Here is a 22,802-nt window from a genome sequence, read left to right on the forward strand (position 1 = left end):
CACCTCTTGAGTGTGAGTGCCGTGAAAAGTGAGCCATGCTCGGATGAGGCTCGATATTGATCACAGCAGAAGTATTCTGTGAAGATCGTCATCGATTGATGGTTTGTGTCCATGTTGTGATGATTTCGCCATAAGAGGATTGCCGAGTGGAACTGTCCGTGCTGGATCCGTACCGCGATCCCGAGCCGCCCGGCTGGGAGGACTTCTGTGAGACCGAGGGCCTGACCGCCATCTGGTCCTACGACGTCCTCGCCGCCTCCTCCGAAGGGTCATGGGAGCGACCTCTGCTCACCGTGTTCCGCGACGACGGGCGGATCGTCGGCGCGGTCGGCGCCGTCTACCTCGGGCTGCGCCGGCCAGGGTCCAACCGCGTCCCGCGCCCGCGCCGGGAGCCGATCCTCCTCGACGTCCGACTGCCCGGCCACTCCAACAGGCCGACCTGGCACTTCAGCGCCGACGTGCCGGACGGCACCCGCCAGGACCTGCTCCGGAGGTTCGAGCGGGCGGTGAGGCGGCACCTCGGGCTGGGGCTCGCCGGCGTGCTCTACCGCATGGTGGACGAATCTCAGCTGTGCCTCGTGGCCCGCCGCGGCTCGATCACGCGTGACTCTCCCGGCACCACGTTCCTGCGGCTGAACTGGTCCACGACAGAGGACTGGATCAGCTCGCTCAGGAAGAAACGCAGAGCCTCACTGCGCCAGCAGATCGCCGCCATCGCCCAGGCCGACGACCTGGACGTGCGCGAGGGAAGCAAACGCCATGACCTCGATCCGGTGGAGCTGGCCGAGCTGAACCGCCTGCACACCGACCGGCTGGCCACCCGCTTCGACCCCCGTCACCCGCTGCCTCCCGCGTACTTCGACAGCCTGCTCCGGCGCGACGACGTCACCTTCATCTCCTACCACTCGCAGGAGCGGTTACTGGCCTTCGGGATCGTTTACGAGCACCCGAGCTCGCCGGTGAGCGGCCCCTGGGCGGCCCTGCGGCCCGAGGAGGGCGGTCGCAGGGACCTCTACTTCGACGTCCAGGTCCGCATCGTCCGGCGGGCGATCGACGCGGGCGCCAAGCGGGTTCTCTTCGGCCGGGGCAGAGCGGAGATCAAGAAGACCCTCGGTTTCGAGTACGTCCCGATGAAGCTGGTCGGCGTGCCCCGGTGGGTGATGGGATGAGCCTCACCCTGCAGACGTTCGACCCCCGCCACGACCCCGAACCCGACGGCTGGGAGCGCCTGCGCGCCGCCGCCGGCCAGAGCGTCACCTGGCGCTACGACCTGCTGCGCGCCTACGCCTGGGCCGCTCAGGCGCCGCTCCTGCTCACCGTGCTGAGCCAGGCGGGCACCCCGGTCGGCGCCGTGGCCGCCTCCCTGCGCGGCGTCCGGCCGCGCCGGGGCGTCTACGCCGACAGTCGCGACCCGGCCGGCCTGCTGGATGTGCACGCGCCCGCCAACCGCTCCCAGAAGGGGTGGTGGTTCACCGGCGACCCCACCCCGGGCGAGCGGCGGGACCTGCTGAGCGGTTATCTGCGCGGCGTCCGCCGCGAACTCGGCCTCGGCTGGCGGGGCGCGGTGTGGCGGGAGGTCTCGCCCGGCGAGCCGCGACACCTGCCGGGCCGGGTCAAGGTCAGCCTCCCCACCGAGCCGCTGGCCAGGCTGGCCACCCCCTGGGCCGGCATCGAGGAGTGGTACGCCCTGCTCGACCGGGCCCGCCGGGACTCGCTCCGGCGGCGGGCCAGGAGCTTCGCCGCCGACCTGTCCATCCGGGTCGGGCCGGCCCACGACCTGGTGACCCCGGCCGAGGCGGCCGACCTGCGCGCCAGGAACGACCTCAAGCACCGCAGCGCGCTCTTCCCGGTCGCCCCGCTGCCGCTGCCCTACTTCGAAGCCCTGGTCGGCGGCGAGGAGGTGGTGGCCATCGCCTACCGCGACGGCGCCGGGACCCTGCTCGGGCTCTCCCTGATCCTGGACCACCCCGCCTGGCCCATCTGCCTGAGCTGGGGCGCCCTGCTGCCCGAGGAGGGCGGCCGCAAGCACCTTTACTTCGACGGCTACGTCCGCATGGTCGAGTGGGCCATCGCGTCGGGCAAGACCGGACTCGTCCTCGGCAAAGGGCAGGCGGAGTCCAAGCGCGCCCTCGGCGCCGACCTGGTCCCCTCCGCCGCCCTGGCCGTACCCCTCTGATCCATGGACAGCCTCATGACCTGCGTGCAATGCGGGCATCCGCATCCCGTGCCGATCAAACGGCCACTGCGCCCGCTCCGCTACTCCTGCCGATCCTGCGGCGCCCTCTACCGCCCGGGCCCCGCCCCGTCCGCGTCGGCCGGCGCCGGGCCGCCCGAGCTGCCCGCGCCGCCCGAGCCGGTGGCGGACGACCCGCTCGCGGCGTACCTGCCGGGCAGGATGGTCCGCTGGGTACGGGAGGAGGCCGGCCCGGAACCGGTCCCCGAGGCGCCGGACCGGGCCACGCTGGCCGGCTGGTACAAGGACTTCGACGCGCTCACCGCAGCGGCCCGGACCTCGCCCGAGGCCCGCGCCAGGTTCGACCGGCTCAGCGAGATCCCGCTCGACCAGCTGCCCGCCAAGCCGCCGGCGTTCTCCAAGGTGTGCGCCGCGCTGCACGCCACCTGCTACGACACCGGTCTGGCCGTCGCCAGGCTGGGCGGCCAGGGCGAGCCGTTCGTCCTCGAACGCGTCACCCACCTGCGGCGCTGGCTCGCCACGGCGGGCCGGTCCACGACCTGGCCGGAGGCGCCCCAGGCCGCCGAACCCGCCCGCGAGGCGGTCGAAGGGCTGCTCACGCTGCCCGCCTCGTTCACCACCGAGCAGGTCAGGACCCTCTTCACGGCGCTGTTCGGGGTGGACAAGGGGCCGTCGCTCCCCGGCGTGCGCGACCGGTTCGGCGACGAGCGCATCCAGCGGGCGCTGCTCACCTACCTGGAGACCGGCGACCGCCCGCTGCGCCGGCTGGTCCGCGACGAGCTGGACGCGCGGTGACCACGGACGCCGTGAGCGCGGACGCGGCGCACCGCATCGGCCCGCGCCGCCTGCTGACGCTGCTGGGCGGCCGCGCCACCTTCCGCCTCCTGCTGTACGTCTCGGCGGGCGTGCTGGTCGCCGCGTGGAGCCGGGAGGACTTCAACGTCTACGCCGCGGCCGTGGGCGCGGCCGGCTGGCTGGCCATGGTGGTCCAGTCGGGCCCGGAGAAGGCGGCTCTGACGCTCATCCCGCGTGCCCGCCGGACCCGCGACCAGCTCATCGGCCCGCTGCGCGCGATCGTCGGGTACGTGCCGCCGCCCTTCGCCGCGGCCGGGGCCGTCGCGTTCGCGCTGGCGCCGGACTCGGCGGTCACGGTCTACCTGCTGGCGATCGCCTACTACATCAGCCTGGGCTGCGGCATGCTGGGCGTGGCCCTGCACCGCGCGCTCGGCGGCTACGGGCGCGACACGGTCCACTTCTCACTCCTCGGCCTGGGCATGATCGGCATGGCCGGGCTGGCGTTCACGGCCGGCATCGGGCCCGCCGGCTACCTGGCGGGGCTGGTGGCCCTCATGACCGTGCTGAACATCGCCCTGCTGCGCGGCCTGCCGCGCGGCTCCGGCGCCCGCCCGCGCCGGGCCGTGCGCCGGCTGCTGGCCGGCACGGTGGCGCTGATGGGCGCCGCCGACGTGATGGCCAACGCCATCGTGGGCACTCTCTTCGTGGAGCTGGCGCTCACCTCCCACGCCGGCCAGAGCGGCGACCTCTACCTGATGATCCTCGGCTGGGGATTCGCCACCTCCGTGGTCTACACCGTGCAGCGGATCTACCAGCCGCGGCTCGCCCTGCGGATGGTCTCGCCGGACGCCCCCGAAGCCCGCGCCCTGGCCCGCCGCATAGCCGGCCTGGCGGTCTGGGGGAGCGCCGTCTGGCTGGTCCTGGCCGGCGCGGCGCTGGCCGGCGGCCTGGCCGGGACCCGCTCCCTGGTCGCGCTCGGCGTGCTGATGGCGACGCTGCTGCCCGCCAACGCGCTGGCCGGCTTCGGGATCTTCGTGCTGGAGAACGCCGGCGGCACCGGCCTGCGCGGCAGCGCGCTGGCCGTCGTACTGGCCTGGGCGGTGGTCGCCGCGCTGGGCGCGCTGGTGATCCCGCTCGCCGGCGCCGCCGGAGCCGTGTACGCGCTGGGAGCGCAGGGACTGGTGCTGGGACTCGCGCTGAGGAGACGGATGTGACGACCGGACTGACCGTTCTGGTGCCCTGCTTCAACGAGGGCGCGCAGGTCGAGGCCGCCTACCACGAGCTGGTCGCGGAGCTGAAGGAGATCGGCGAGCTGGAGATCCTCTTCGTCGACGACGGGAGTTCCGACGACTCCCTGGAGCGGATCCGCCGCCTGGCGGAGACGGACCCGCGGGTCCGCTACCTGTCGTTCACCCGCAACTTCGGCATCGACGCGGTCATGGCCGCCGGGTTCCGCTACGCGAGCCGGCCGTGGACGGTTCAGTGCGACGCCGACCTCCAGGTGCCGCCGGCGGAGATCTGGTCCCTGCTCGCCAAGGCCGCCGAGGGCTACGACGTGGTCTTCGGCGAGCGGATCGGCCGGCGCGACCCGCTCGTCCGCCGGGCCGGCTCGGCGGGGCTGCACTGGGCGGCCCGGCGGATCTTCGGCATCGGCATGCCGCGTGGCGCCTCCACCTTCCGGCTGGTGCGCACCGGCCTGGCCCGTACGATCACCGACCTGCGGCTGCCCTGGTTCATCCCGGCGGTGCCCCTGGTCGGAGCCCGCTACACGGCCACCCCGGTCGCGCACCGGCCCCGGACGGCCGGGCGGTCCAAGCTCCGCCTGGCCAGGCTCGCGGCGCACTCCTTCGAGCTGTTCTTCGGCTTCTCCCTGCGGCCGCTCGTCGCGTTGTACGCGGCCGGGACGCTGGGCGGCGCGCTCGCGCTGCTGCTGTCGGCACTCGGCTACCTCGGGGTGGCGGGCGGCACGGCGTTGCCCGCGACCCAGCTTCTGCTCACCGGGGTGACCCTGGCGGTGCTGGCGGTGCTGGGCCGCTATCTCCACCGGCTGCTGCGCGAGTCGGACCGGCTGCGCACCTACTACGTCAGGGACGCCAACGTGCCGCTGCTGCCGGAGGACACGCTGACCGGCGGCCTGCCCGGCCCGCCGCCTCCGACCCGGCCGGCTCCTGACCGCCTGTGACGGCACGGACGTCGCACCCGCCTGTTCGACCTGCGCTGACCTCGGCGGACGACTGCCGGGTGGCGGAACCTCCCCGCCATCCGGCATGAGAGGATCGGCACCGTGTCGCGAGATGTCCGGCGTCTGCTGATCGTGCACCACACCACCTCGCCCACGCTGCGGGAGCTCTTCGAGGCGGTGCGCGAGGGCGCCACCACCGACGAGGTCGAGGGCGTGGAGGTGGTCACGCGCGCGGCGCTGGCCGCCACCGCCGTCGACGTGTTCGAGGCCGACGGGATCATCCTGGGCACCCCGGCCAACATCGGCTACATGAGCGGCGCGCTCAAGCACTTCTTCGACACCATCTACTACCCCTGCCTGGAGGAGACCCGCCGCCTGCCGTACGCGCTGTACGTGCACGGCAACAACGACACCACCGGCGCCGTCCGCGCGGTGGAGTCGATCGCCACCGGCCTCGGCTGGGAGCGGGTCCAGCGGCCGGCGACGGTGACGGGCGCCCCCGGCAAGGACGCGCTGGAGGCCTGCTGGGAGCTCGGCGCCACCGTCGCCGCGACGATCAGCCCCGTGTGAGGAGAATCGCGGTATCCGATGTGGATCGCGTACCCGTCGGCCTCGCACGTTCCGCGGGGACAGCCCCCGCATGACGACGCCCGGGTCTCGCAGGTGAGACCCGGGCGTCGTTCCTGGCTGCCGCGAAGGGTCAGCCCATGTGCGGGTAGCGGTGGTCGGTCGGCGGGACGAACGTCTCCTTGATCGTGCGGGCGTTGACCCAGCGGATCAGGTTGAAGATCGAGCCCGCCTTGTCGTTGGTGCCCGAGGCACGGGCCCCGCCGAACGGCTGCTGGCCGACGACCGCGCCGGTCGGCTTGTCGTTGACGTAGAAGTTGCCCGCCGCGAAGCGCAGCCGCTCCGAGGCGGAGGCGATCGCGTAACGGTCCTGGGCGATGACCGACCCGGTCAGCGCGTACGGCGAGACGCTCTCCATCTGGTCGAGCACCGCGTCGAAGTCGGCGTCGTCGTAGACGTGCACGCCCAGGAGCGGGCCGAAGTACTCCTTGACGAAGATCTCGTCGGTCGGGTCGGCGCACTCCATGATGGTCGGCTTCACGAAGTAGCCGGCGGAGTCGTCGTACGAGCCGGTGATCAGGTCGATGCCGGACGTCTCGCGCGCCCGGTCGATGGCGGCCTTGTGCTTGGCGAAGGCCCGCTCGTCGATGACGGCGCCCATGAACGTCGACAGGTCGGCCGCCACGTCACCCACGGTCAGCGACTCGGCCATGCCCACGAAGTCGTCGCGCATCCGCGTCCAGAGCGAGCGCGGCACGTAGGCCCGCGACGCGGCCGAGCACTTCTGCCCCTGGTACTCGAACGCGCCCCTGACCAGCGCGGTCGTCAGCACACCGGGGTCGGCCGACGGGTGGGCGAGCACGAAGTCCTTGCCGCCGGTCTCGCCGACGAGGCGCGGGTAGCCGTGGTAGGAGGCGATGTTCGCGCCGACGGTGCTCCACAGGTGCTGGAAGGTCGGGGTCGAGCCGGTGAAGTGGATGCCCGCCAGGGCCGGGTGGGTCAGGGCGACCTCGGAGACCGCCTGGCCGTTGCCGGTGACCATGTTGATCACCCCGGGCGGCAGGCCCGCCGCCTCCAGCAGCCGCATGGTGAAGTGCGCGGCGAACTGCTGGGTGGGCGAAGGCTTCCAGACAACGACATTCCCCATAAGAGCGGCAGATGTCGGCAAATTTCCGGCAATGGCGGTGAAGTTGAACGGCGTGATCGCCAGCACGAACCCTTCGAGCGGCCGGTACTCCATCCGGTTCCACACCCCGGGCGACGACACCGGCTGCTCGGCGTAGAGCTGACGGGCGTAGGCCACGTTGAACCGCAGGAAGTCGATCAGCTCGCAGGCCGCGTCGATCTCCGCCTGCTGCGCCGACTTCGACTGCCCCAGCACGGTCGCCGCGTTCAGCGTCGCCCGCCACGGCCCGGACAGCAGGTCGGCCGCCTTGAGGAAGATCGCCGCCCGCTCGTCGAAGGAGAGCGCCCGCCAGTCGGGAGCGGCCCTCAGCGCGCTGGAGACGGCGTCACGCACGTCCTGAGCCGTGGCGTCGTTGGCACGCCCCAGGACGGCGGTCTTGTTGTGCGGCTGCACGACGTCGATCGGCGTGCCCCCGCCGAGCCGCCGCTCACCGCCGATCGTCATGGTCAGGTCGATCGACGACCCGGCCAGCTCCTTGATCCGGGCCTCCAGCGAGGCCCGCTCGGCGCTGCCGGGCGCGTAGCCGTACACCCGCTCGTTCGCGGGCACCGGCACGTTGCTGATGGCGTCCATGTCACTTACCCCCAAGGGCACGAAGGAAGAAGGCGATGTTGGCGGGGCGCTCCGCCAGCCGCCGCATGAAGTAGCCGTACCAGTCGTCGCCGTAGGGGACGTAGACGCGGACCGTGTGGCCGGCCCCCGCCAGGGCCTCCTGCCGATCGGTGCGGATCCCGTACAGCATCTGGTACTCGTAGTCGCCGGGGGTCCGGCCGGACCGGTCGGCGAGCAGCTCGGTGACCGAGATCATGCGGTCGTCGTGCGTCGCCACCATGGGGTATCCCTTCCCCGCCATGAGGATCCGCAGGCACCGCACATAGGCCTTGTCGACGTCCGTCTTGCTCTGGTGGGCGACCGCGGCGGGCTCCCGGTAGGCGCCCTTGACCAGCCGCACCCGGCTGCCCGCCGCGGACAGCTCGCGGCAGTCGTCCTCGCTGCGGAACAGGTAGGCCTGGATGGCCACACCGGTCGACGGGTGGTCGGCCCGCAGCTCACGCAGGATCTTGAGGGTCGAGTCGACGGTGGTGTGGTCCTCCATGTCGAGCGTGACGGTCGATCCGCCCGCCTCGGCGGCGGCGCAGATCCGCCGGGCGTGCTCGAGCGCCTTCGCCTCGTCGAACGCCTGCCCGACGGCCGACAGCTTCACCGACACCTCGGCGGCGCCCCCGAGACGCAGGGGCCGCAGCGCTTCCAGGAGCGTCACGTACGCCTGCGCCGTGGCCGCCGCGGCGTCCGCGTCGCGGGTCTCCTCGCCGAGATGGTCAACGGTCACGGTCAGCTTCGCCTCGCGGAGCCGTACGACGGTGTCACGGGCCTCCTGGACCGTCTCACCGGCGACGAACCGGTCGACGACCTTGCGGGTGAGCGGGAACCCCGACACGGAACGCCGCACCAGCCCGCTCCGGGAAGCGGCAAGAAGAAGTTGACCGACCATGTCTCCAGCCTAAAACCGCAGCTCACCGGGCAGCCATCGACGGGCGTAACGCCGGGTGTGGCAGGCTGTCATACACATGGACAAATCGGCTGATCTGCAGGACACCGTCGACGAGATCGCCCGCCTGCTGGGGGCGTCCGCGACGCTGGAGGACCGCTCGTTCCGCCTGCTCACGTACGGGGCGCAGCACGGCGACATCGACACCGTGCGCCAGGAGTCGATCCTGCGCAGGCGCGCCACCCCCGAGGTCCGCGACTACTTCGAGCGCTACGGCATCGCCAGGGCCGGCACCCCCGTCCGCATCCCGGCCGACGCCGGTCTCAAGGTGCTGGCCCGGGTCTGCTGGCCGCTGCGCTACCGCGAGGTGACCTACGGCTACCTGTGGCTGCTCGACTCGGGCAGTCTCACCGACGAGGCGCTGCGCCGGGTGGAGGCGCTCGTCGCCCGGGCGGCCGCCGCGCTCGCCCAGGAGGCCCGCGGCCGTCAGGACCTCGGCAGCGGCCTGCGCACCCTGCTCTCCGCCGACCCCGAGGAACGCGCCGGCTCCTCGATCGAGATCGGGGGCCCGGTGACCGCCATCGCCGTGCGCGAGTCCGAGGAACGCGTCGCCGCGCTGTGGACCCTCCCGCGTGGCGTGCTCGCCCAGGCCGGCTCGCCGGTGGCGCTGCTCGTCCCCGCGCGCCTGGCCGGCGAGGTCGCCCAGACCACCCGGAGCGCGTACGGCACCGCGGCCGGCATCGGCGGCCCCCGGGACGATCCGGCCGACGCCTGGCAGAGCTGGCGGGAGGCGCGCCTGGCCCTGCGCGTGGCCGAGCACTTCCCCCGGTTCGCCTCCCTTGCCTGGTGGGAGGACCTCGGCGTGCACCGGCTGCTGGCCCGGCTCGGCCAGGCGGATCTGCGGGAGCTGGCCGGCGAGGTGGCGGCGCTGGACCCGGCGCAGGCCCACACCGTCGAGACCTACCTCGACCTCGGCGGCCACGCCCAGAAGACCGCCGCCGAGCTCGGCATCCACCGTCAGACGCTCTACTACCGCCTCGGCAGGGCCGAACGCCTGCTGGGCCGCGACCTGTCCGACGGCGACGATCGCCTGACCGTCCACCTCGGCCTCAAGGCGGCCCGCCTGCGCCCGCGCGACGGCGGGGGAGCGGTCTGGCCATCGCCGACGGGGTAGACGGCATCAGGCGCGGCGGACGGGGCCGGTCGCGGTCGATGGGCTCTGGCGAGTGCGGATGCGGTCAGGCGAGGTGGCGCAGTGCCGCCTCGTCGCCGGGGCCGTCGCGGCGTGCCAGCCCTTCGGCCACCCGCTCGCGGAACGCGGCGTCCCGGTGCCCGTCGTACTTGAACTTGCCGCGGACCTCCTCGACGGCCAGCCGCAGGCCCCTGATCCCCGGCAGCAGCCGGGGCATCTCGGCCGGGTCGCCCGCCTCGGGCTCGAGATCGGCCAGCTGGTGGCGCAGGATCTCCAGCTTGCCGTCGTCGTCGGTGACGATCTCGGCGTGGCAGGTGAGCTGGACGGAGGAGTAGTAGGTGGTGGGGACGCCGAGCCTGGGATCGGTGCCGGGCTCGGCGCGCCACGCGCCGGGGATGTACGCCCACGGTGCGCCGACCGCGAGCAGCACCTTCGGATTCTCCTCGATCGCCGCCCACACCGGGTTGGGCCTGGCCAGGTGGAGCAGCACGGTCCGGTCGCCGGCCAGCGCGAACTGCGTGGGCACCACCACCGGGACGTCCCGGCCACGCCCGGCGGCGATCAGGTGCCCGAACTGGTTGTCGCGGACAAAGGCGAGGGACTCCGCCTCGATGACGGAGTCCCAGGGATGGATCAGCATAGGCAGACGATAGGGCCTGCGGTGCCATCAGGCGCAGGCGGCCTCGTACACGCGGACGAGCTCCTGGCTGACGCGCTCCCACGAGTAGCGGGAACGGGCGCGGTCGGCGCCGGCGTAGCCGAGGGCGGTCCGCAGGGTCGGGTCGGTCAGCAGCTCGCGGGCCAGCCGGGCGGTGCGGGCGGGCCGGTCCGGCGGCACCAGCAGGCCGGTCACGCCGTCGATGACGGAGTCGAGGTGCGCGCCGACGGCCGAGGCGATCACCGGCACGCCGCAGGCCATCGCCTCCAGCGCGACGATCCCGGTCGAGGCCTCGCGCGGCACGGACACCACGGCGTCGGCGCTGCGCATGAGCTTCGGCACCGCGGCTCGCTTGACCTGCCCGAGCAGGGTGACCCGATCGGCCACGCCGAGCTGCTCGGCCAGGGCGCGCAGGCGGCGTACCTCCCTGTCGTCGTCGAGCTGGTCGGGGTCGGGTCCGCCGGCCAGCACGAGCTCGACGTCCGACAGGCCCTGCAGCGCGCGGACGATCGTGTGCGCGCCGCGGTCCGGCGAGAGGGGGCCCACGTGCAGCAGCCGCTTGCGGGTGCCGCGCGCGGCCGCCGCGCCCTGGCGGTGGAAGCGCTCGGTGTCGACGCCGTAGGGGACGATGGCGATGTTGTTGCGCGGGACGCCGAGCCTGATCAGCGCCGACTCCTGGTCACCGGATCCGGCGATCACGGCGTCGGCCCTGCGGCCGAGCGCCCGCTCCAGCTTGAGATGGGTGGGGTCCACGGTGTGGAAGGTCTGCGTCACGGGCACGTCCAGACCCTTGGCTCCGGCCACCGCGGCGAGCCCGCCGGTCCAGGAATAGGCGTGGATCACGTCCGGCCGGTCCTGGTGCCAGCGCTTCATCAGGTGGTTGCCGACGTCGTTGAGATAGGGGACGACGTCGTCGGCGGTGAGGCTGCGAGCCGGGCCCACGTCGATGTGCTCCACCATGACCCCCGGGGCCACCCGCGTCCTGGGCTTGCCCTCGGCGCTGTCACGACGGGAGTAGATGGTGACCTGGTGGTCGCGGCCCAGTTCGCGCGCCACGGCGTGGAGGTTGTGGCGCTTGTTGCCGGAGACGGAAGCGACGATCGCGATATTCATGGCACACCTCAGCGTGAAAAAAAGCCTTCAAGGTGTGCCTGCGTCTTAGGCACGTCTGTCTGCTCCAAGACTTTACCCAAGAACCGGCCAGACGCAAACCCCGACAGATCAGACTTCTCGGTCAGACGCCTCGAAGTGCCAGGATGACGATCTCGTCCCACACCTGCCCGCCGGAGAAGGCGTGCCGGTCGGCCTCGATCGCCTTGACCACCGTGGCAGGCGCCTGACCTGTGCATCTGCCCAGCACGTCGGCCAGCCGCTCCTCACCGTAGGGCTCGCCCGTCTCGTTCCTGGAGGAGATCAGACCCTCGGAATAAAGAACCAGAGTCTCACCCACACCGACGGTGAGATCCTCCACGCCGGTCTCCGCCTCGGGCGAGATGCCCAGCGGCACCCCGCCGCCCGAGGCGAACCGCACCCCGCCGTCGGGATGCAGCAGCGCCGCCGGATGGTGCCCCGCCGACGACAGCCGGATCTTGCGCCCCTGTACGAACCCCGTGACCGCCATCACGAACATGCCGGTGCCCTGCTTGACCAGGGCCTCGTTGACCTTGCGCACCACCACGTCGGGGTCGGCGTCCCAGGCGCTGAGCACCCGCAGGCCGCCTCGCACCATCGCGCTGACCGACGCCGCCTCCTCGCCCTTGCCCGCCGCGCCGCCCAGGGCGAACCCCCAGCCACCCGTCACGGGGAACACGTCGAAGAACTCGGCGCCCACCGACGTGCCGGGGTTGTAGATCGCGCTCGCCTCGTAACCGGGCACGTCCGGCAGGTTGCGCGGCGCGACGCTCGCGGTCAGCGCGTCCGCCGCGCGCGAGCGGCTCTGGAAGCTGCTCTGCGCGCGCACCGCGAGCCCGAGCTGCAGCCCGACCTCCTGGATGACACCCAGGTCGGCCAGTGTGAACGGCGGCCGGTCACCCGCCCTGACCAGCGTCAGCGCCCCGTCGTTCGAGCCGATCGGCACGCACAGCAGCGACCCGGCCCCCATCGCGGTCAGCAGCGGCCCGTCGGCGCAGAAGCCCAGGACCGTCTCGTCGTCGATCATCTCCTGAACCACGCCGGAGCCACGCTCCAGCACCTGGGCCACGACCTGGCTCGCCGCCGGATCGGCGTCCTCCACCTGCCGCACCAGGCCGCCCAGCGGCTGGTTCTTGGGCGCGACCACGATCGCCCGGCGCGGGAGCCCTTCGCGCACCATGTCCGCGACCACCCAGTCGGCCCACTCGGCCGCCAGCAGCCGCGTCGCCCTGGCCAGCGCGATCGGCTGCCTGAGCGCGTCCTCGTCGAGCAGCAGCGCGCCCATCCTGGCCAGCAGATCCTGGCGTTTCGAGGCCGCCATCAGCAGCGCGCCGTCTGACTGCTCCGGCCGCCCGGCGCCCGGACCGGGCAGCTGCACCTCGGTCGGCAACGCCACGGCGGCCACCATCTGCTGCGGCTCGCCCGGCATGGTCAGCCGGGTCAGCGCCAGCTGCACGGTGTGGGTCCTGCCCTGGTGCGCCAACCGGGTCTCGAACGCCGCCGGCTGCCCGGTCTGCAGCACCGATGTCAGGTGCGAGCGGAACGCCGCCCGCCTCGACACGTCGACCAGCAGCGGGAACGACCGGCCCACCAGGTAGCCGTCGGGGCTGCCCAGCACCCGCGAGGTCTCTCCGTTGATGCGCCTGACCACCCCGCCGCCGTCGAGCACGATCACCGGCACCGGGAAGGCCTTGAAGACCTGGCGCAGCAGCTTGAGCTCCCGCTGCGGCCCCTCCTTCTTGCCGCCCGGCCGCCGGGTCGCCTTGCGCAGCTCCTCGTGGGCCGCGGCCAGCAGCTCGGCGGCGGTGTCGAGCTCCGCCAGCGCCGCGTCCAGGGTCGGGGCGAGGTCGGAGGGGTACGCCGTCTTCGCCTCACGCAACGAGGAGACACGCACGGTGAGTGCGTTCAGGGCGTGTTCGAGGTCGGGCATGGTCATCCTCTGACGCTACGCCACGGGGGATAATGCTAGCTACTAAGGGGTAGGGGCACTTTGCTATGGAATCAACGGCAATGATGACATCCGGGTTGGCGCGGGATCTAGCGGCGCTGGGACGCCTCAACCAGGACACCTCCACCGAAAGTGTGCTCCGCGGCCTCACCGCCGCCCTCGCGGCCGGCGTGCCGGGCTGCTCGGGAGGCTCGGCCGAGCACTGGCGTGACCACCGGGTGCTGGTCTCCGGCTCCCACAGCGAGCTGATCATGCTCGTCGAGGGAGAGCACGACCTCGGTGAGGGCCCCGGCGTCGAAGCGCGGCAGACCGGCGGCCGCGTGGTCGTGACCGACGTGCTGACCGACGGCCGATGGCCCGGATACGCCGCCCTCGCCACCCGCTGGAGCGTGCGCTCCGTGCTGGCCCTGCCCATCAAGGCGCGCCCCGCGCTCCTGGTCGTCTGCCTCTACTCCGTACGCCCCGGAGCCTTCACCCCGCAGGCCGCCCACGCTCTCACCGGGATGCTGACCGAGCAGGTCGGAGTGGCCATGGCCAACATGTCGGACTTCGAGGACGTACGGACCGACGCCGCCCAGCTGCAGGAGGCCCTCGCCGGCCGGGCCGTGATCGACCAGGCCAAGGGCATCATCATGCAGACCAGTGGGTGCACCGCCGAGGCCGCCTTCGAGGAACTGCGCCGGATCTCGCAGCATCACCAGGTCAAGGTGGCCGACCTGGCCCGGCTGCTGGTCGAGGAGCACCAGCGCAAGTCGCGCCGCTAGCCGCTAGCCAATGGCGGCCAAGGCGTCGTCCAGCGTGTCGTAAAGCGGCAGCCGCTGGGCCAGCCCAGTGATCCACATCACCTTGGACTTCGAATACTCGACGCCCACCAACGCGAACTTGGCCCCAGAGGCCAGGCTGTTCTGCCACTGGTGGACGATCAGCCCCAGAGCCCGCGAATCCATGAAGGTCACCCCGGCCAGGTCCAGAATCAGGTCCGAGCCGGCCAGGGACAGATAGTCGGCGAACTGCTCCCGCGTCGTCGCGTCGAGCACGCCGTCCACCTTGACCACAGTGATCTCGTCCACAGTCGACGAGCTGAGGCTCAGGGCGGCGACCGAGCCCTCACCGTTCTCCGGCATTGTCACGCAGGCAACCCTACTGTCACTGCGGCGGAGAGGAATACTTCCTCGCGAAGGGGGGATAGACTGGGGCGAAGTCCAGCAGAGGGCTTTCGTCTCGTATTACCGCGAGATGTGCCTCTGGCTGGGCTTTTCCCGTTCGGCCGAGGCGCTCCCGCGAAGCACGTCAAGAGGAGCAGCGATGGCTGTGCAGGAATACGTCCTCGAAGAGATGACCGCCGAGCAACTCCTGGTTGAGATGGTCAGAGAAGGCACCCCCGACGGCCAGAGGGAACGGCTGCGCGAGCGAATCGTCGAGATGCACCGCCCCTTGGCCATGGAGATCGCCCGGCGCTACCGCTACCGCGGTGAGCCCATGGAAGACCTCCTCCAGGCGGCGTACGTCGGGCTCATGAAGGCCGTCAACGGCTTCGACCCGACACTCGGCCACGCGTTCAGGGGCTACGCTGTCGTCACGATGACCGGAGAGGTCAAGCGACACTTCCGCGACCGCACCTGGGCCATCCGGGTGCCGCGGGTCTACCAGGAGCGGCGCTCCGAGCTCAACAAACTCGTCGCCGACCTCAGCCAGGACCTGGGGCGTTCCCCCACCGTGGCGGAGCTCGCGGCCAAGATGAACATCTCCGAGGAGGACGTTCTGCTGACACTCGACGCCTCCGCGGCCTACAGCACGCTCTCGCTGGACGCCCCCCTCGGCGCCGACGACGACGCCGCCTCCCTCGGCGACGTCATCCCCGAGGACGACGACACCCTGAGCACCATGCTCGACCGCGAAGCGGTCAAACCGTTGATCGACGCGCTCCCGTCGCGCGAGAAGCACATCCTGCTGCTGCGGTTCTTCGGCAACATGACCCAGGCGGAGATCGCGGCCGAGTTCGGCATCTCGCAGATGCACGTATCGCGAATTCTGCGTAAGGTGCTGGACCAGCTACGCACAGAACTCGTCGGTTAGGGGCGGATCTTCGGGTGGACGAGGACCTTGATCCTCAAGTCACGGGCTCGACGAGCCCGCCACCCGGCGCGCCCGTGAAGGTGCTCCGCTTCCGGCTGCCGGACCTGCCCCAGGTCCGGCACTTCGCCGAGACCGAGGCCCGCACGGCTGGCATGCCGGAGGAAGCCATCGGCGACTTCGTGATCGCCGTGAACGAGGTGGCCACCAACGCCGTCACCCACGGCACCACGGACGGCAGGGTGCGCCTGTGGGTCGACGACGGTGACGTCGTCGTCGAGGTGCACGACAAGGGCGAATGGAAGCCCGGGCCGATGCCCGGGTCGGTGGGCGGGATGGGGCTGTGGGTGGCGCGGCTGCTCGCCCTCGACCTCAACCTGCAGGTCGGGAGCGGTGGGAGCACGGTCACCATGCGGTTCCCCGGTGAGTCCTGACGCTTTCGCATGATGATGCCCGGCAGCCCGTGCCGGGGGGTCGCGCACGGGATGCCGGGCATCGGCGTGGTGTCTACCGGCGGGTACGCCCGCGCCAGCCGCCGGTGGAGCCGCGGACGCTTGCCGTACCTATGCCGGCCTGATGCAGCGCCAGCAGCGTCAGGCCGAGCAGCATGAACGTCGTGCCGGAGATGCTCGCCGCGATCCGCGCGTTCAGCAGATCGAGCAGGAAGCCGAGTCCGAAGATGATCGCCGCGACGATCGCGAGCATGTCACGTCACCTCTGTCCGGGGCCGGAGAACGACAGCAGCCGTTCGAGTACGTTCCGGTAGTCGCGCAGCGCCAGGCGGAGCTGCTCCGTGTCTTCCTTGTCGGCGCTCTGCCAGCGGCCGCGCAGCTCGCCGGTGTGGCTGGTGAGGGCGGCCGTGAGGGAGTCGACGACCTCGCCGACCAGCCCGTCGGCGCGCTGGACCGCGTCACGGGGATCGTCCACGAAGGACGCCTGCACGTCACGCCAGCGGCCCTGCACCTCGGCCGGGTCCTGGTCGAACAGGACCACCTCCTGAGGGGCGGCGTGGGTGGGCGTGCCGCCCACCACCGGCTCGTCGTGCGCCTGGTCCGCCACGGGCTCGCCGTGCTCATCGTGCTCGTCGTGCTCATCGTGCTCGTCGGAGGCCGGCCGCTGGTCCACCACCGGGCCCGGATGCACGCGGGTCTGCTGGTGGTCGGGGTCCAGATCCGGGTCGGCCGTCGTGTCATCCGCCCGGCCGTAGGGGTCACGGTAGGGGGTGTCCTCGAACCGCTCCTCGCCCGGGTCGTTCACCCGAGCGTGCTCGTCATGGGGGTCGCCGGTCCGCGGATCGTCGTTCGGGTCACCGGCCCGCAGATCGTTGTCATTCGCCCGCACGTCATGATCGTTCGGTTCGATCACGCGAAGGTCGTCGTCCGCCCGTACATCGTGGTCGTTCGCGGGGGAGTGGGGGTCACGAGTGTTGTCGTCATCGGCCGCGTCGGCCCGTTGCGACGGCACTCTCAATTCATCGCCCATTATCGCTTCACCGTCCTCGTGTGGTCTCGTTCAGCAGTTCCTCGAAGAGCGCGCGATAGTGGACCATCGCCTGGCGGAGTTCCTCCGTGGAGGCCTCCTTACGGGCCGCACGCCCGCTGATCTCGTGCGCCTTGCGGTAGTGGTCGAGCGTGGCCGCATGGCCGACGGACAAGTCGGAAAGCCGCTGCTCGAAGTCCTCCGTCGGGTAGCCCCGGTCCGCCATGACCGACGTGACCAGCTGGTCCGCCTCGGTCACCGCGAACCCGGGAGCGTCAACGAAGCGCTCCTGCACCTCGGTCCACCGGTTCGCGTAGCTGTCACGCGACTCCACCGGCAGGGGCCGGATGTCGAGTTCCGAGTAGCGCTGCTCGCGGGCGAGCAGTTCCTGCTCGGCCTCCCGCTTGTTGTCGTGCTCGCTCATCAGCCGTTCGTATTCGGGGCCGAAACGTGTGCGGAGCCGGCTACGGCGCTGCTGCTGCAGCACCACGTAACCGACTGCGGCGACCGCCACCACCGCGACCACGACGACGGCCACCCAGATCAAGGTGGACATGATGTTCGCCTCCGGTCTTCGTGTTGAGACCAGCGACTGCCCCTGATCGGACTCTCGAAACGCTGTGTCAGCGGCCTTCCAGCGCTTCTCGCGCCGCCGCGAGCACGCCCGCGACATGTGAGCCACCAGGTGAGGCGGGAACCTCCCGGAACCCTTCCGCCGGGTCGTAATCCACGTCGAAACCGGCATCGACGAGCCGCTGCGCCCACCGCAGAGCCGTGTTCAGCCGCTCGGAAGCGGGCGGCTTGCCCTGGGCTGCCGCCGACAGATTACGCAGATTGGTCGCCGGCCCCGACTGCATGTGCGCTCTGGCCACCTTCCACGGCACGGCCCGGCTGTGGTCGAGCATCGGCTTGGCCAGCCCGGCCGCCCGCTTCGCCTGCAGCACCCCCGACTCGCTCACCCCGAAGCGCGCGGCCAGCTCCTGCACGGTCAGCCCCTCGGCGACGAGCCTGGTCAGCTCGTCCCGATCGATCGTCGGCCTCCGGCCCACCGGCCCTCCTCGCTCCCGCCCGCTGAGTACGCGTGCGCCTTCGATGTGCGCTAAGGTTATGACGTCTCGCCCGCAAGGGCGGTCAGCACGACCGGGACGTAGCGCAGCTTGGTAGCGCACTTGACTGGGGGTCAAGGGGTCGCAGGTTCAAATCCTGTCGTCCCGACTGCATTTTCGCAGGTCGGAGCCACAGTATCCAAGATTGGGTGCTGTGGCTTTTCTCTTGTGTCACCCAGGCGTCATCAAGACTCGGCCTGTCGCTGAGTGCCGTTGGGTGACACATGTCTGTCCAGCATGTCAGCGCATCCACTGGTTCACGGGCCGGGGTTGGACGCCGTGTTCAAACGGAGTCGAAAATCTACGGCGTAAAGGCCGCCGGGAGCCTCTTCCTTCTGGTCTCCTGCCTCATCGAAACTGTCAGCGGCCTGCCGTGAAGTGCGCCGACGCAAGGTCCTGCTGGTGGCCGGGGCCATCAAGGGAGTGTTCCCAAGGCGTGGGAATGGGCGACGGTCGGACCTTGGTGCCTTATCGGTGATGCGTGGCCCGAACGGAGGTGAAGATGATACGACCCCAACGTCCGGGAAGCTGCCCTCGCTGGAGACGCCGTGGGAGGGGTTCGACGCCTTGCTCGCCGATGTCCGCTATGGCCGGAGGGTCGACCATCCGGGCTGGGACATGATGACCGCCGTGCTGGAGCAGGTGTTTGAGCTTGGCGCGGGTGTTCTCGATGTCCTTCCGCTCCAAGGGAAGGTCCAGGGCCAGGCAGAGGTCGGGTCGAACACCGAGCGTCGGCCGATCAGCCAGGCATGCGGGAACCGGCCGCCGGGCCGGACCGAGGGCAGGTACTCGTCGATCCGCTCGATCGCCCGGGTCCGGTCGGCCCCCGGCCAGTCGATCACGCCCGGCGAGCTCTCGTAGCGTGCGCCGAACTGGACGCCGTGGCTGTACCACTGCTGCCGGTCCAGTTTCTGGATCAGCTGGCCGGCCGCGTGCCCGAGCGAGTGGCCCTCGTCGGAGTCCTCATGGAAGCTCGGCGCGCTCGTGATCTCCTTCATGTCGCTCTCGATTTTGAGGGCGGCATGGGAGATCGCCTCACCGACCGAGCGGCGTTCGCTCTCATAGCCCGCGAGAAGCCGCGGCCCTCCCCAGCCCCCGACGGCGTCCCCGATCCCGGTGCTCATGCCGAATCCGCCCAGCGGCAGCCAGACGTGCGCCGCGTCGCCGGCCACGAGCACCCGTCCGTCCCGGAAGTGGTCTGCCACCAGCCGGCGCGGAGTCCACCGGGGTCGGCCAGTCGTCGCACTCCGGATTCGTCCTCGGCGTGCCCCGACGCGGCCCTGTCCTCGTCGATGAGCTTCTCGCCCATGCGCGCACCAATCCCCGTCATTTGTGTGTCGATCGCCTGCGAAAACCGACTGTAGGGAGCGCACTCGATAGGACTATGACAAACGTCGCGACCGACTCATGGCCAAACAACGAAGGGATGACCGGAGGTTCAGGGAAGACGTGGACAACCTGCGACTTCGCGATCGCAGATCATCGGTGGCGAGGCGCTCCGGCGATCCACGCGCCGGTAAGGCCTTCTTCAGTCGCCGGCGGCTGACGCCTCGTCGGCGCTGAGCGTCCGCAATATGTCGACCAGTGTCGACAGTTGCTCGGGGGTGAGTGGCCTGAACAGCTCTTCCGCCGCCAGTTCATAGCCGGCCGTCCAGTCCTGAGCCAGTGCGGCCCCTTGCGCCGTCACTCGAAGGAGTACGGACCGGCGGTCGTCCGCGCTGGTCTGGCGTTCGAGCAGTCCGTCGCGGACGAGCGCGTCGACCAGGGTGGAGGCGGTCCCCTGCGCGATGCCGACCGCGAGAGCGAGCTCGGTGAGACGAACCGGCTGCGAACGCGCTACCTCCACCACCAGGCGGGATCTCGGTGTCGACACCCCGTGCTCGCCCAGACGCTCGTTGAAGTGACGTACGAGAACCTTCGCCGTACGGCTGAACTCGTCGGCGACCTGTGCTGCGGTCACGCCCTTGTTCGCGTGTGGCATCGCCCCACCTCCCACTTGACGCCTCCATCGTACGGGAGGTTACATAGACGTCGATGCATTGACATCAAACTATTCGATGCCGATGCGTCTGAGGCGGCCGGGGCCGCATTCCGGGCAGCACCGGACCCTAGGACGCACGATAAGTGTGTGATCAATCACAAGGAGTGAACATGAAAATCTTCGTCACCGGCGGCAGCGGCTTCGTCGGCCGCACTCTCGTCCACCGCCTCGTCGCCGAGGGACATGAGGTCATGGCGCTGGCCAGATCGGGCTCGAGCATCCAGCGGGTACGTGCGGCCGGCGCCGAACCCGTGTCCGGCGATCTCGCCGAGCTCGGCCGGGCCGGCTCCCCGGCGCCGAACTGGCTCGCCAAGCTGCGCGAGGCCGACGCGGTCGTGCACGTCGCGGCGTACATGGAGTTCTGGGGGCCCGACTCGCTCTTCGAACAGGCCAATCACGTGCCGACGGCCGCCCTGCACGCCGCGAGCGTCGCGGCCGGGGTGCGACGCTTCGTGCTCACCAGCGCCGCGTCCGTCTCCACAGGCAGTCAACGCCGTCCCGTCGTCGACGAGTCGACGCCGGAGGGCCGGCCGAACATCGCCTACAGCCGGGTCAAGCTGGCCACCGAGCGCGCGCTCCTGAAAGCCCGCAGCGGGAAGACCGAGCTGGTGGTGCTCCGCCCGCCGTTCATCTGGGGCCGCGGAATGACGACGATCAACGAGATGGTCAAGGTCGCCGAGGCCGGACGGTTCGCCTGGATCGACGACGGCAAGCACATCGTCGACTTCGTAAACGTCGAGAACCTGGCCAGTGCCGCGATCCTCGCGCTTACGCGGGGCCGCCACAAGGGGGTCTACTACGTGACGGACGGCACGCCGATGCCCATCCGAGACTTCCTCACCCCCTTGCTGGCGACCCGCGGCGTGGATCTGTCCAAGAGCCGCAGCGTCCCTCTGGCGATGGCGGCGCCCATGGCGGCGATGATGGACCGCATGGCACGCCTGCTTCGCCGGAAGACGGCGCCGCCGCTGACGAACTGGCTCGTCAGCTTCACCGGCCGTGACCGTTACTACGACATCACCGCCGCCAGGAAGGAGCTGGGCTACTCGCCTGACGTGACGCTGGAGAAGGGCCTGACGGAGATGAGCTTCTCGTGAGGTGAGGATCTCGCGCGCCGCGGTCGCAATCCTCGCCATGGATGCGGTGCCTCTCGTTTCCGTACACGGCCCTTGTCAATGGCCTTTGAGTTCGGTTCTGAGCCACTTACTGTGAAATGATCACGCGTGGCCGGGGATATTCAGTCCGCGTGGAGGATCTGAAGGTGCAGCAGTTCGAAGCTGGCGCACCTCTGGATAGCGCCCCGACACGGCCTGTGTGAGAAACGGGATGCCCTCGATGGACACGGCCGACGTGCCGGAAAGGCTGGGAACGGCGGCGATTCTGTTCGCCAGGTCGCGCTCGACGCTCGCCACGGCGACTCGGTCGATGATGAGGAGGACGACGAGCGCCATCAGGAAAACGCATGGGGCACTCCGCACGCGTCTGCAGCCGCGTAAGTCCTCGGCCGCCGTTCCGGCATCCCTCATCCGTCGATCTCGGCCCGCTGCGTGAGCGACCTGGAACGGAAGGCGGCGACCAGGAACCCGGCCGACCCCAGCCCCAACAATCCGACCCCCCACAACCCGACCATCATGAGCTGGGGGAACATCCCCAGCATGACCGGCGAGAGCACCACCACGCTCCGGCGCCCGACCGGAGACCGTGCTGCCACTCCGCAGACCACCGCACTCAGCCCGAGCGGGAGCAGTTCGGGCGGCACTCCGGCCTCCCACAGGGCATCCCCCAACTGCCCTGTCACGACGACCACCGCCAGAGTCGCCCCGGACCAGGCCAGGATCCGCCCGCGCCCCCCGCCTCATTCAGCGAGATGCGCCGCAAACCACCGCCCTCAGCGACGTACCGGACCTCAAACTCCCCGTCCCGCGGAGTGGCATCCATCCCGCCGGCCAGCGCGCGCAGAGCCATCATGGCTGAGCATTCTGCCCCACCAAGATCGGAGCCGAAGGTGGAATCCGACAACTCAAGCTGAATACCGGCACGAGCACCGACAGCAACGCGCGAACACCGACAGCTTCAACTGCAACCGACACCCTGAAAAACGTCGATGTGGTCATGAACCAAACCGCCGGAGGCGTAGTCGATCAGAGAAACGCTTGCCAACGGCGGATTGTCGCCCGAGCGAAAGGTGATCCTTATTGGAATCGACATCTTCGCCCGACATGCTGTTTATTCTCGGGTTGGCAAACCTGGCGTGCGGCGTCTGGATCCTGCGCAGGGCACGGCGGTTCCGCGCCTGCGGGGTTCGGGTGCCCGGCGTGGTCACTGGCCTGGAGAGGAGCAGTGACCCTGATAGTCATGCGTGCTATCCCATCTTCCGCTTCACGACCCGCGATGGCCAGGAGGTAGAGATCGCCTCGCGTTACGGCGAGAGCAAGCCTCCTCAACCAGGAGATCGCGTTACGGTCCTCTACGACCCTGAGAAGCAGCGAAATGCTCGCATCGACACCGGCGGTCAGGACGGTTCCACGATGGGGAGGTGGGTCGTGGGCATAGGCCTTTTCCTCATCACCCTCGGCGTGCTCGCCGTCTTCAAGATCATCTGATTCTGGCGCGAACTCTGCGATCTCTGGCTCCGCGGCCATCGTTCACCCGGTCACCCAGGAAGCATTCAGGTCCACGCTGGTGATGCTCCTATGGATGTCAAGCGACGTGTTCTTGATCGTTTGATGTGATGAGTCGATAGAGCTCGCGGGCTACGTAG

At 70.3% G+C, this 22,802-nt stretch carries 26 protein-coding genes and 1 tRNA gene; 13 read left to right on the top strand and 14 right to left on the bottom strand.

What is annotated here, in order from left to right:
- Positions 1–146: 146 nt before the first annotated feature.
- From AC5L3X_RS35430 to AC5L3X_RS35455, 6 genes are all read left to right on the top strand, one after another.
- Entirely contained in the window at positions 147–1,169 is a 1,023-nt protein-coding gene (locus tag AC5L3X_RS35430) for a GNAT family N-acetyltransferase (RefSeq protein ID WP_494862895.1), read from the top strand.
- Positions 1,166–2,176, top strand: coding sequence for a hypothetical protein (locus AC5L3X_RS35435; RefSeq protein WP_494862897.1), 1,011 nt, complete (start codon positions 1,166–1,168; stop codon positions 2,174–2,176). Before AC5L3X_RS35430 ends, AC5L3X_RS35435 begins: the two co-directional genes overlap by 4 nt.
- A gap of 15 nt (positions 2,177–2,191) precedes the next feature.
- Positions 2,192–2,989: a hypothetical protein gene (locus AC5L3X_RS35440; protein WP_494862898.1), complete on the top strand. Its 798-nt coding sequence runs from the start codon at positions 2,192–2,194 to the stop codon at positions 2,987–2,989.
- Positions 2,986–4,203: a hypothetical protein gene (locus tag AC5L3X_RS35445; protein WP_494862900.1), complete on the top strand. Its 1,218-nt coding sequence runs from the start codon at positions 2,986–2,988 to the stop codon at positions 4,201–4,203. Before AC5L3X_RS35440 ends, AC5L3X_RS35445 begins: the two co-directional genes overlap by 4 nt.
- Positions 4,200–5,171 (top strand): glycosyltransferase family 2 protein, encoded by a 972-nt coding sequence (locus AC5L3X_RS35450; RefSeq protein ID WP_494862902.1) that lies wholly within the window; start codon positions 4,200–4,202, stop codon positions 5,169–5,171. Before AC5L3X_RS35445 ends, AC5L3X_RS35450 begins: the two co-directional genes overlap by 4 nt.
- 102 nt (positions 5,172–5,273) lie before the next feature.
- The gene (locus AC5L3X_RS35455) at positions 5,274–5,741 is read left to right on the top strand and encodes a flavodoxin family protein (protein WP_494862904.1); all 468 of its coding nucleotides are present in this window, start codon (positions 5,274–5,276) and stop codon (positions 5,739–5,741) included.
- Positions 5,742–5,871: 130 nt separating this feature from the next.
- Here AC5L3X_RS35455 and pruA read toward each other — a convergent pair whose 3' ends face one another.
- Entirely contained in the window at positions 5,872–7,497 is a 1,626-nt protein-coding gene (pruA, locus tag AC5L3X_RS35460; protein ID WP_189128352.1) for an L-glutamate gamma-semialdehyde dehydrogenase, read from the bottom strand.
- 1 nt (position 7,498) lies between these two features.
- Positions 7,499–8,416, bottom strand: a complete 918-nt coding sequence (locus AC5L3X_RS35465; RefSeq protein ID WP_494862906.1) for a proline dehydrogenase family protein — start codon at positions 8,414–8,416, stop codon at positions 7,499–7,501.
- A gap of 76 nt (positions 8,417–8,492) precedes the next feature.
- On the opposite strand from AC5L3X_RS35465, the gene AC5L3X_RS35470 reads away from it, so the two are divergent.
- Entirely contained in the window at positions 8,493–9,587 is a 1,095-nt protein-coding gene (locus AC5L3X_RS35470; RefSeq protein ID WP_494862907.1) for a PucR family transcriptional regulator, read from the top strand.
- Between the two features lie 64 nt (positions 9,588–9,651).
- Here AC5L3X_RS35470 and AC5L3X_RS35475 read toward each other — a convergent pair whose 3' ends face one another.
- The 3 genes from AC5L3X_RS35475 to AC5L3X_RS35485 form a co-directional block, all read right to left on the bottom strand.
- A complete protein-coding gene (locus AC5L3X_RS35475; protein WP_494862909.1) occupies positions 9,652–10,245 on the bottom strand; it encodes an FMN-binding negative transcriptional regulator in 594 nt (197 codons plus the stop codon).
- 27 nt (positions 10,246–10,272) lie between these two features.
- Entirely contained in the window at positions 10,273–11,376 is a 1,104-nt protein-coding gene (locus AC5L3X_RS35480) for a glycosyltransferase (protein WP_189128356.1), read from the bottom strand.
- 121 nt (positions 11,377–11,497) lie between these two features.
- On the bottom strand, positions 11,498–13,330 hold the full coding sequence (locus tag AC5L3X_RS35485; protein ID WP_494862910.1) for a SpoIIE family protein phosphatase: 1,833 nt from the start codon (positions 13,328–13,330) through the stop codon (positions 11,498–11,500).
- Positions 13,331–13,419: 89 nt separating this feature from the next.
- Here AC5L3X_RS35485 and AC5L3X_RS35490 point away from each other — a divergent pair, with 89 nt between their 5' ends.
- Complete coding sequence (locus tag AC5L3X_RS35490; RefSeq protein WP_494862911.1) at positions 13,420–14,106, top strand: ANTAR domain-containing protein; 687 nt, start codon at positions 13,420–13,422, stop codon at positions 14,104–14,106.
- A gap of 3 nt (positions 14,107–14,109) precedes the next feature.
- Here AC5L3X_RS35490 and AC5L3X_RS35495 read toward each other — a convergent pair whose 3' ends face one another.
- The gene (locus tag AC5L3X_RS35495; RefSeq protein ID WP_189128372.1) at positions 14,110–14,466 is read right to left on the bottom strand and encodes an STAS domain-containing protein; all 357 of its coding nucleotides are present in this window, start codon (positions 14,464–14,466) and stop codon (positions 14,110–14,112) included.
- Positions 14,467–14,647: 181 nt separating this feature from the next.
- On the opposite strand from AC5L3X_RS35495, the gene AC5L3X_RS35500 reads away from it, so the two are divergent.
- Complete coding sequence (locus AC5L3X_RS35500; RefSeq protein ID WP_494862912.1) at positions 14,648–15,418, top strand: SigB/SigF/SigG family RNA polymerase sigma factor; 771 nt, start codon at positions 14,648–14,650, stop codon at positions 15,416–15,418.
- Between the two features lie 14 nt (positions 15,419–15,432).
- Positions 15,433–15,849: an ATP-binding protein gene (locus AC5L3X_RS35505; protein ID WP_189128359.1), complete on the top strand. Its 417-nt coding sequence runs from the start codon at positions 15,433–15,435 to the stop codon at positions 15,847–15,849.
- A 73-nt stretch (positions 15,850–15,922) separates the two neighbouring features.
- Here AC5L3X_RS35505 and AC5L3X_RS35510 read toward each other — a convergent pair whose 3' ends face one another.
- The 4 genes from AC5L3X_RS35510 to AC5L3X_RS35525 all read right to left on the bottom strand — a co-directional run bounded on the left by AC5L3X_RS35510 (position 15,923) and on the right by AC5L3X_RS35525 (position 17,943).
- Positions 15,923–16,120, bottom strand: coding sequence for a hypothetical protein (locus AC5L3X_RS35510; protein ID WP_494862913.1), 198 nt, complete (start codon positions 16,118–16,120; stop codon positions 15,923–15,925).
- A gap of 6 nt (positions 16,121–16,126) precedes the next feature.
- Complete coding sequence (locus tag AC5L3X_RS35515; protein ID WP_494862914.1) at positions 16,127–16,756, bottom strand: hypothetical protein; 630 nt, start codon at positions 16,754–16,756, stop codon at positions 16,127–16,129.
- A 148-nt stretch (positions 16,757–16,904) separates the two neighbouring features.
- A complete protein-coding gene (locus tag AC5L3X_RS35520; protein ID WP_189128362.1) occupies positions 16,905–17,450 on the bottom strand; it encodes a hypothetical protein in 546 nt (181 codons plus the stop codon).
- 67 nt (positions 17,451–17,517) lie between these two features.
- Positions 17,518–17,943 carry a hypothetical protein gene (locus AC5L3X_RS35525; RefSeq protein WP_494862915.1) on the bottom strand — a complete coding sequence of 142 codons (426 nt, stop codon included), beginning with the start codon at positions 17,941–17,943 and terminating at the stop codon, positions 17,518–17,520.
- A gap of 92 nt (positions 17,944–18,035) precedes the next feature.
- Between AC5L3X_RS35525 and AC5L3X_RS35530 the strand changes: the two genes are divergently transcribed.
- Positions 18,036–18,109, top strand: a tRNA-Pro gene (locus AC5L3X_RS35530).
- A 475-nt stretch (positions 18,110–18,584) separates the two neighbouring features.
- Here the strand turns inward: AC5L3X_RS35530 and AC5L3X_RS35535 are convergent.
- Complete coding sequence (locus tag AC5L3X_RS35535; RefSeq protein ID WP_494862917.1) at positions 18,585–19,373, bottom strand: FAD-dependent monooxygenase; 789 nt, start codon at positions 19,371–19,373, stop codon at positions 18,585–18,587.
- Between the two features lie 155 nt (positions 19,374–19,528).
- Positions 19,529–19,981, bottom strand: a complete 453-nt coding sequence (locus tag AC5L3X_RS35540; protein ID WP_494862919.1) for a MarR family winged helix-turn-helix transcriptional regulator — start codon at positions 19,979–19,981, stop codon at positions 19,529–19,531.
- A 170-nt stretch (positions 19,982–20,151) separates the two neighbouring features.
- Between AC5L3X_RS35540 and AC5L3X_RS35545 the strand changes: the two genes are divergently transcribed.
- The gene (locus tag AC5L3X_RS35545; protein ID WP_494862921.1) at positions 20,152–21,138 is read left to right on the top strand and encodes an NAD-dependent epimerase/dehydratase family protein; all 987 of its coding nucleotides are present in this window, start codon (positions 20,152–20,154) and stop codon (positions 21,136–21,138) included.
- Between the two features lie 120 nt (positions 21,139–21,258).
- On the opposite strand, the gene AC5L3X_RS35550 is transcribed toward AC5L3X_RS35545, so the two are convergent.
- Both AC5L3X_RS35550 and AC5L3X_RS35555 read right to left on the bottom strand, forming a co-directional pair.
- Positions 21,259–21,492 (bottom strand): LmeA family phospholipid-binding protein, encoded by a 234-nt coding sequence (locus tag AC5L3X_RS35550; protein WP_494862923.1) that lies wholly within the window; start codon positions 21,490–21,492, stop codon positions 21,259–21,261.
- Positions 21,493–21,563: 71 nt separating this feature from the next.
- Positions 21,564–21,839 carry a hypothetical protein gene (locus AC5L3X_RS35555; protein WP_494862925.1) on the bottom strand — a complete coding sequence of 92 codons (276 nt, stop codon included), beginning with the start codon at positions 21,837–21,839 and terminating at the stop codon, positions 21,564–21,566.
- Positions 21,840–22,260: 421 nt separating this feature from the next.
- Between AC5L3X_RS35555 and AC5L3X_RS35560 the strand changes: the two genes are divergently transcribed.
- Positions 22,261–22,644 carry a DUF3592 domain-containing protein gene (locus tag AC5L3X_RS35560; RefSeq protein ID WP_494862927.1) on the top strand — a complete coding sequence of 128 codons (384 nt, stop codon included), beginning with the start codon at positions 22,261–22,263 and terminating at the stop codon, positions 22,642–22,644.
- The last annotated feature ends 158 nt before the right edge of the window (positions 22,645–22,802 follow it).

It is taken from the genome of Nonomuraea sp. CX421 (genome assembly GCF_059358955.1).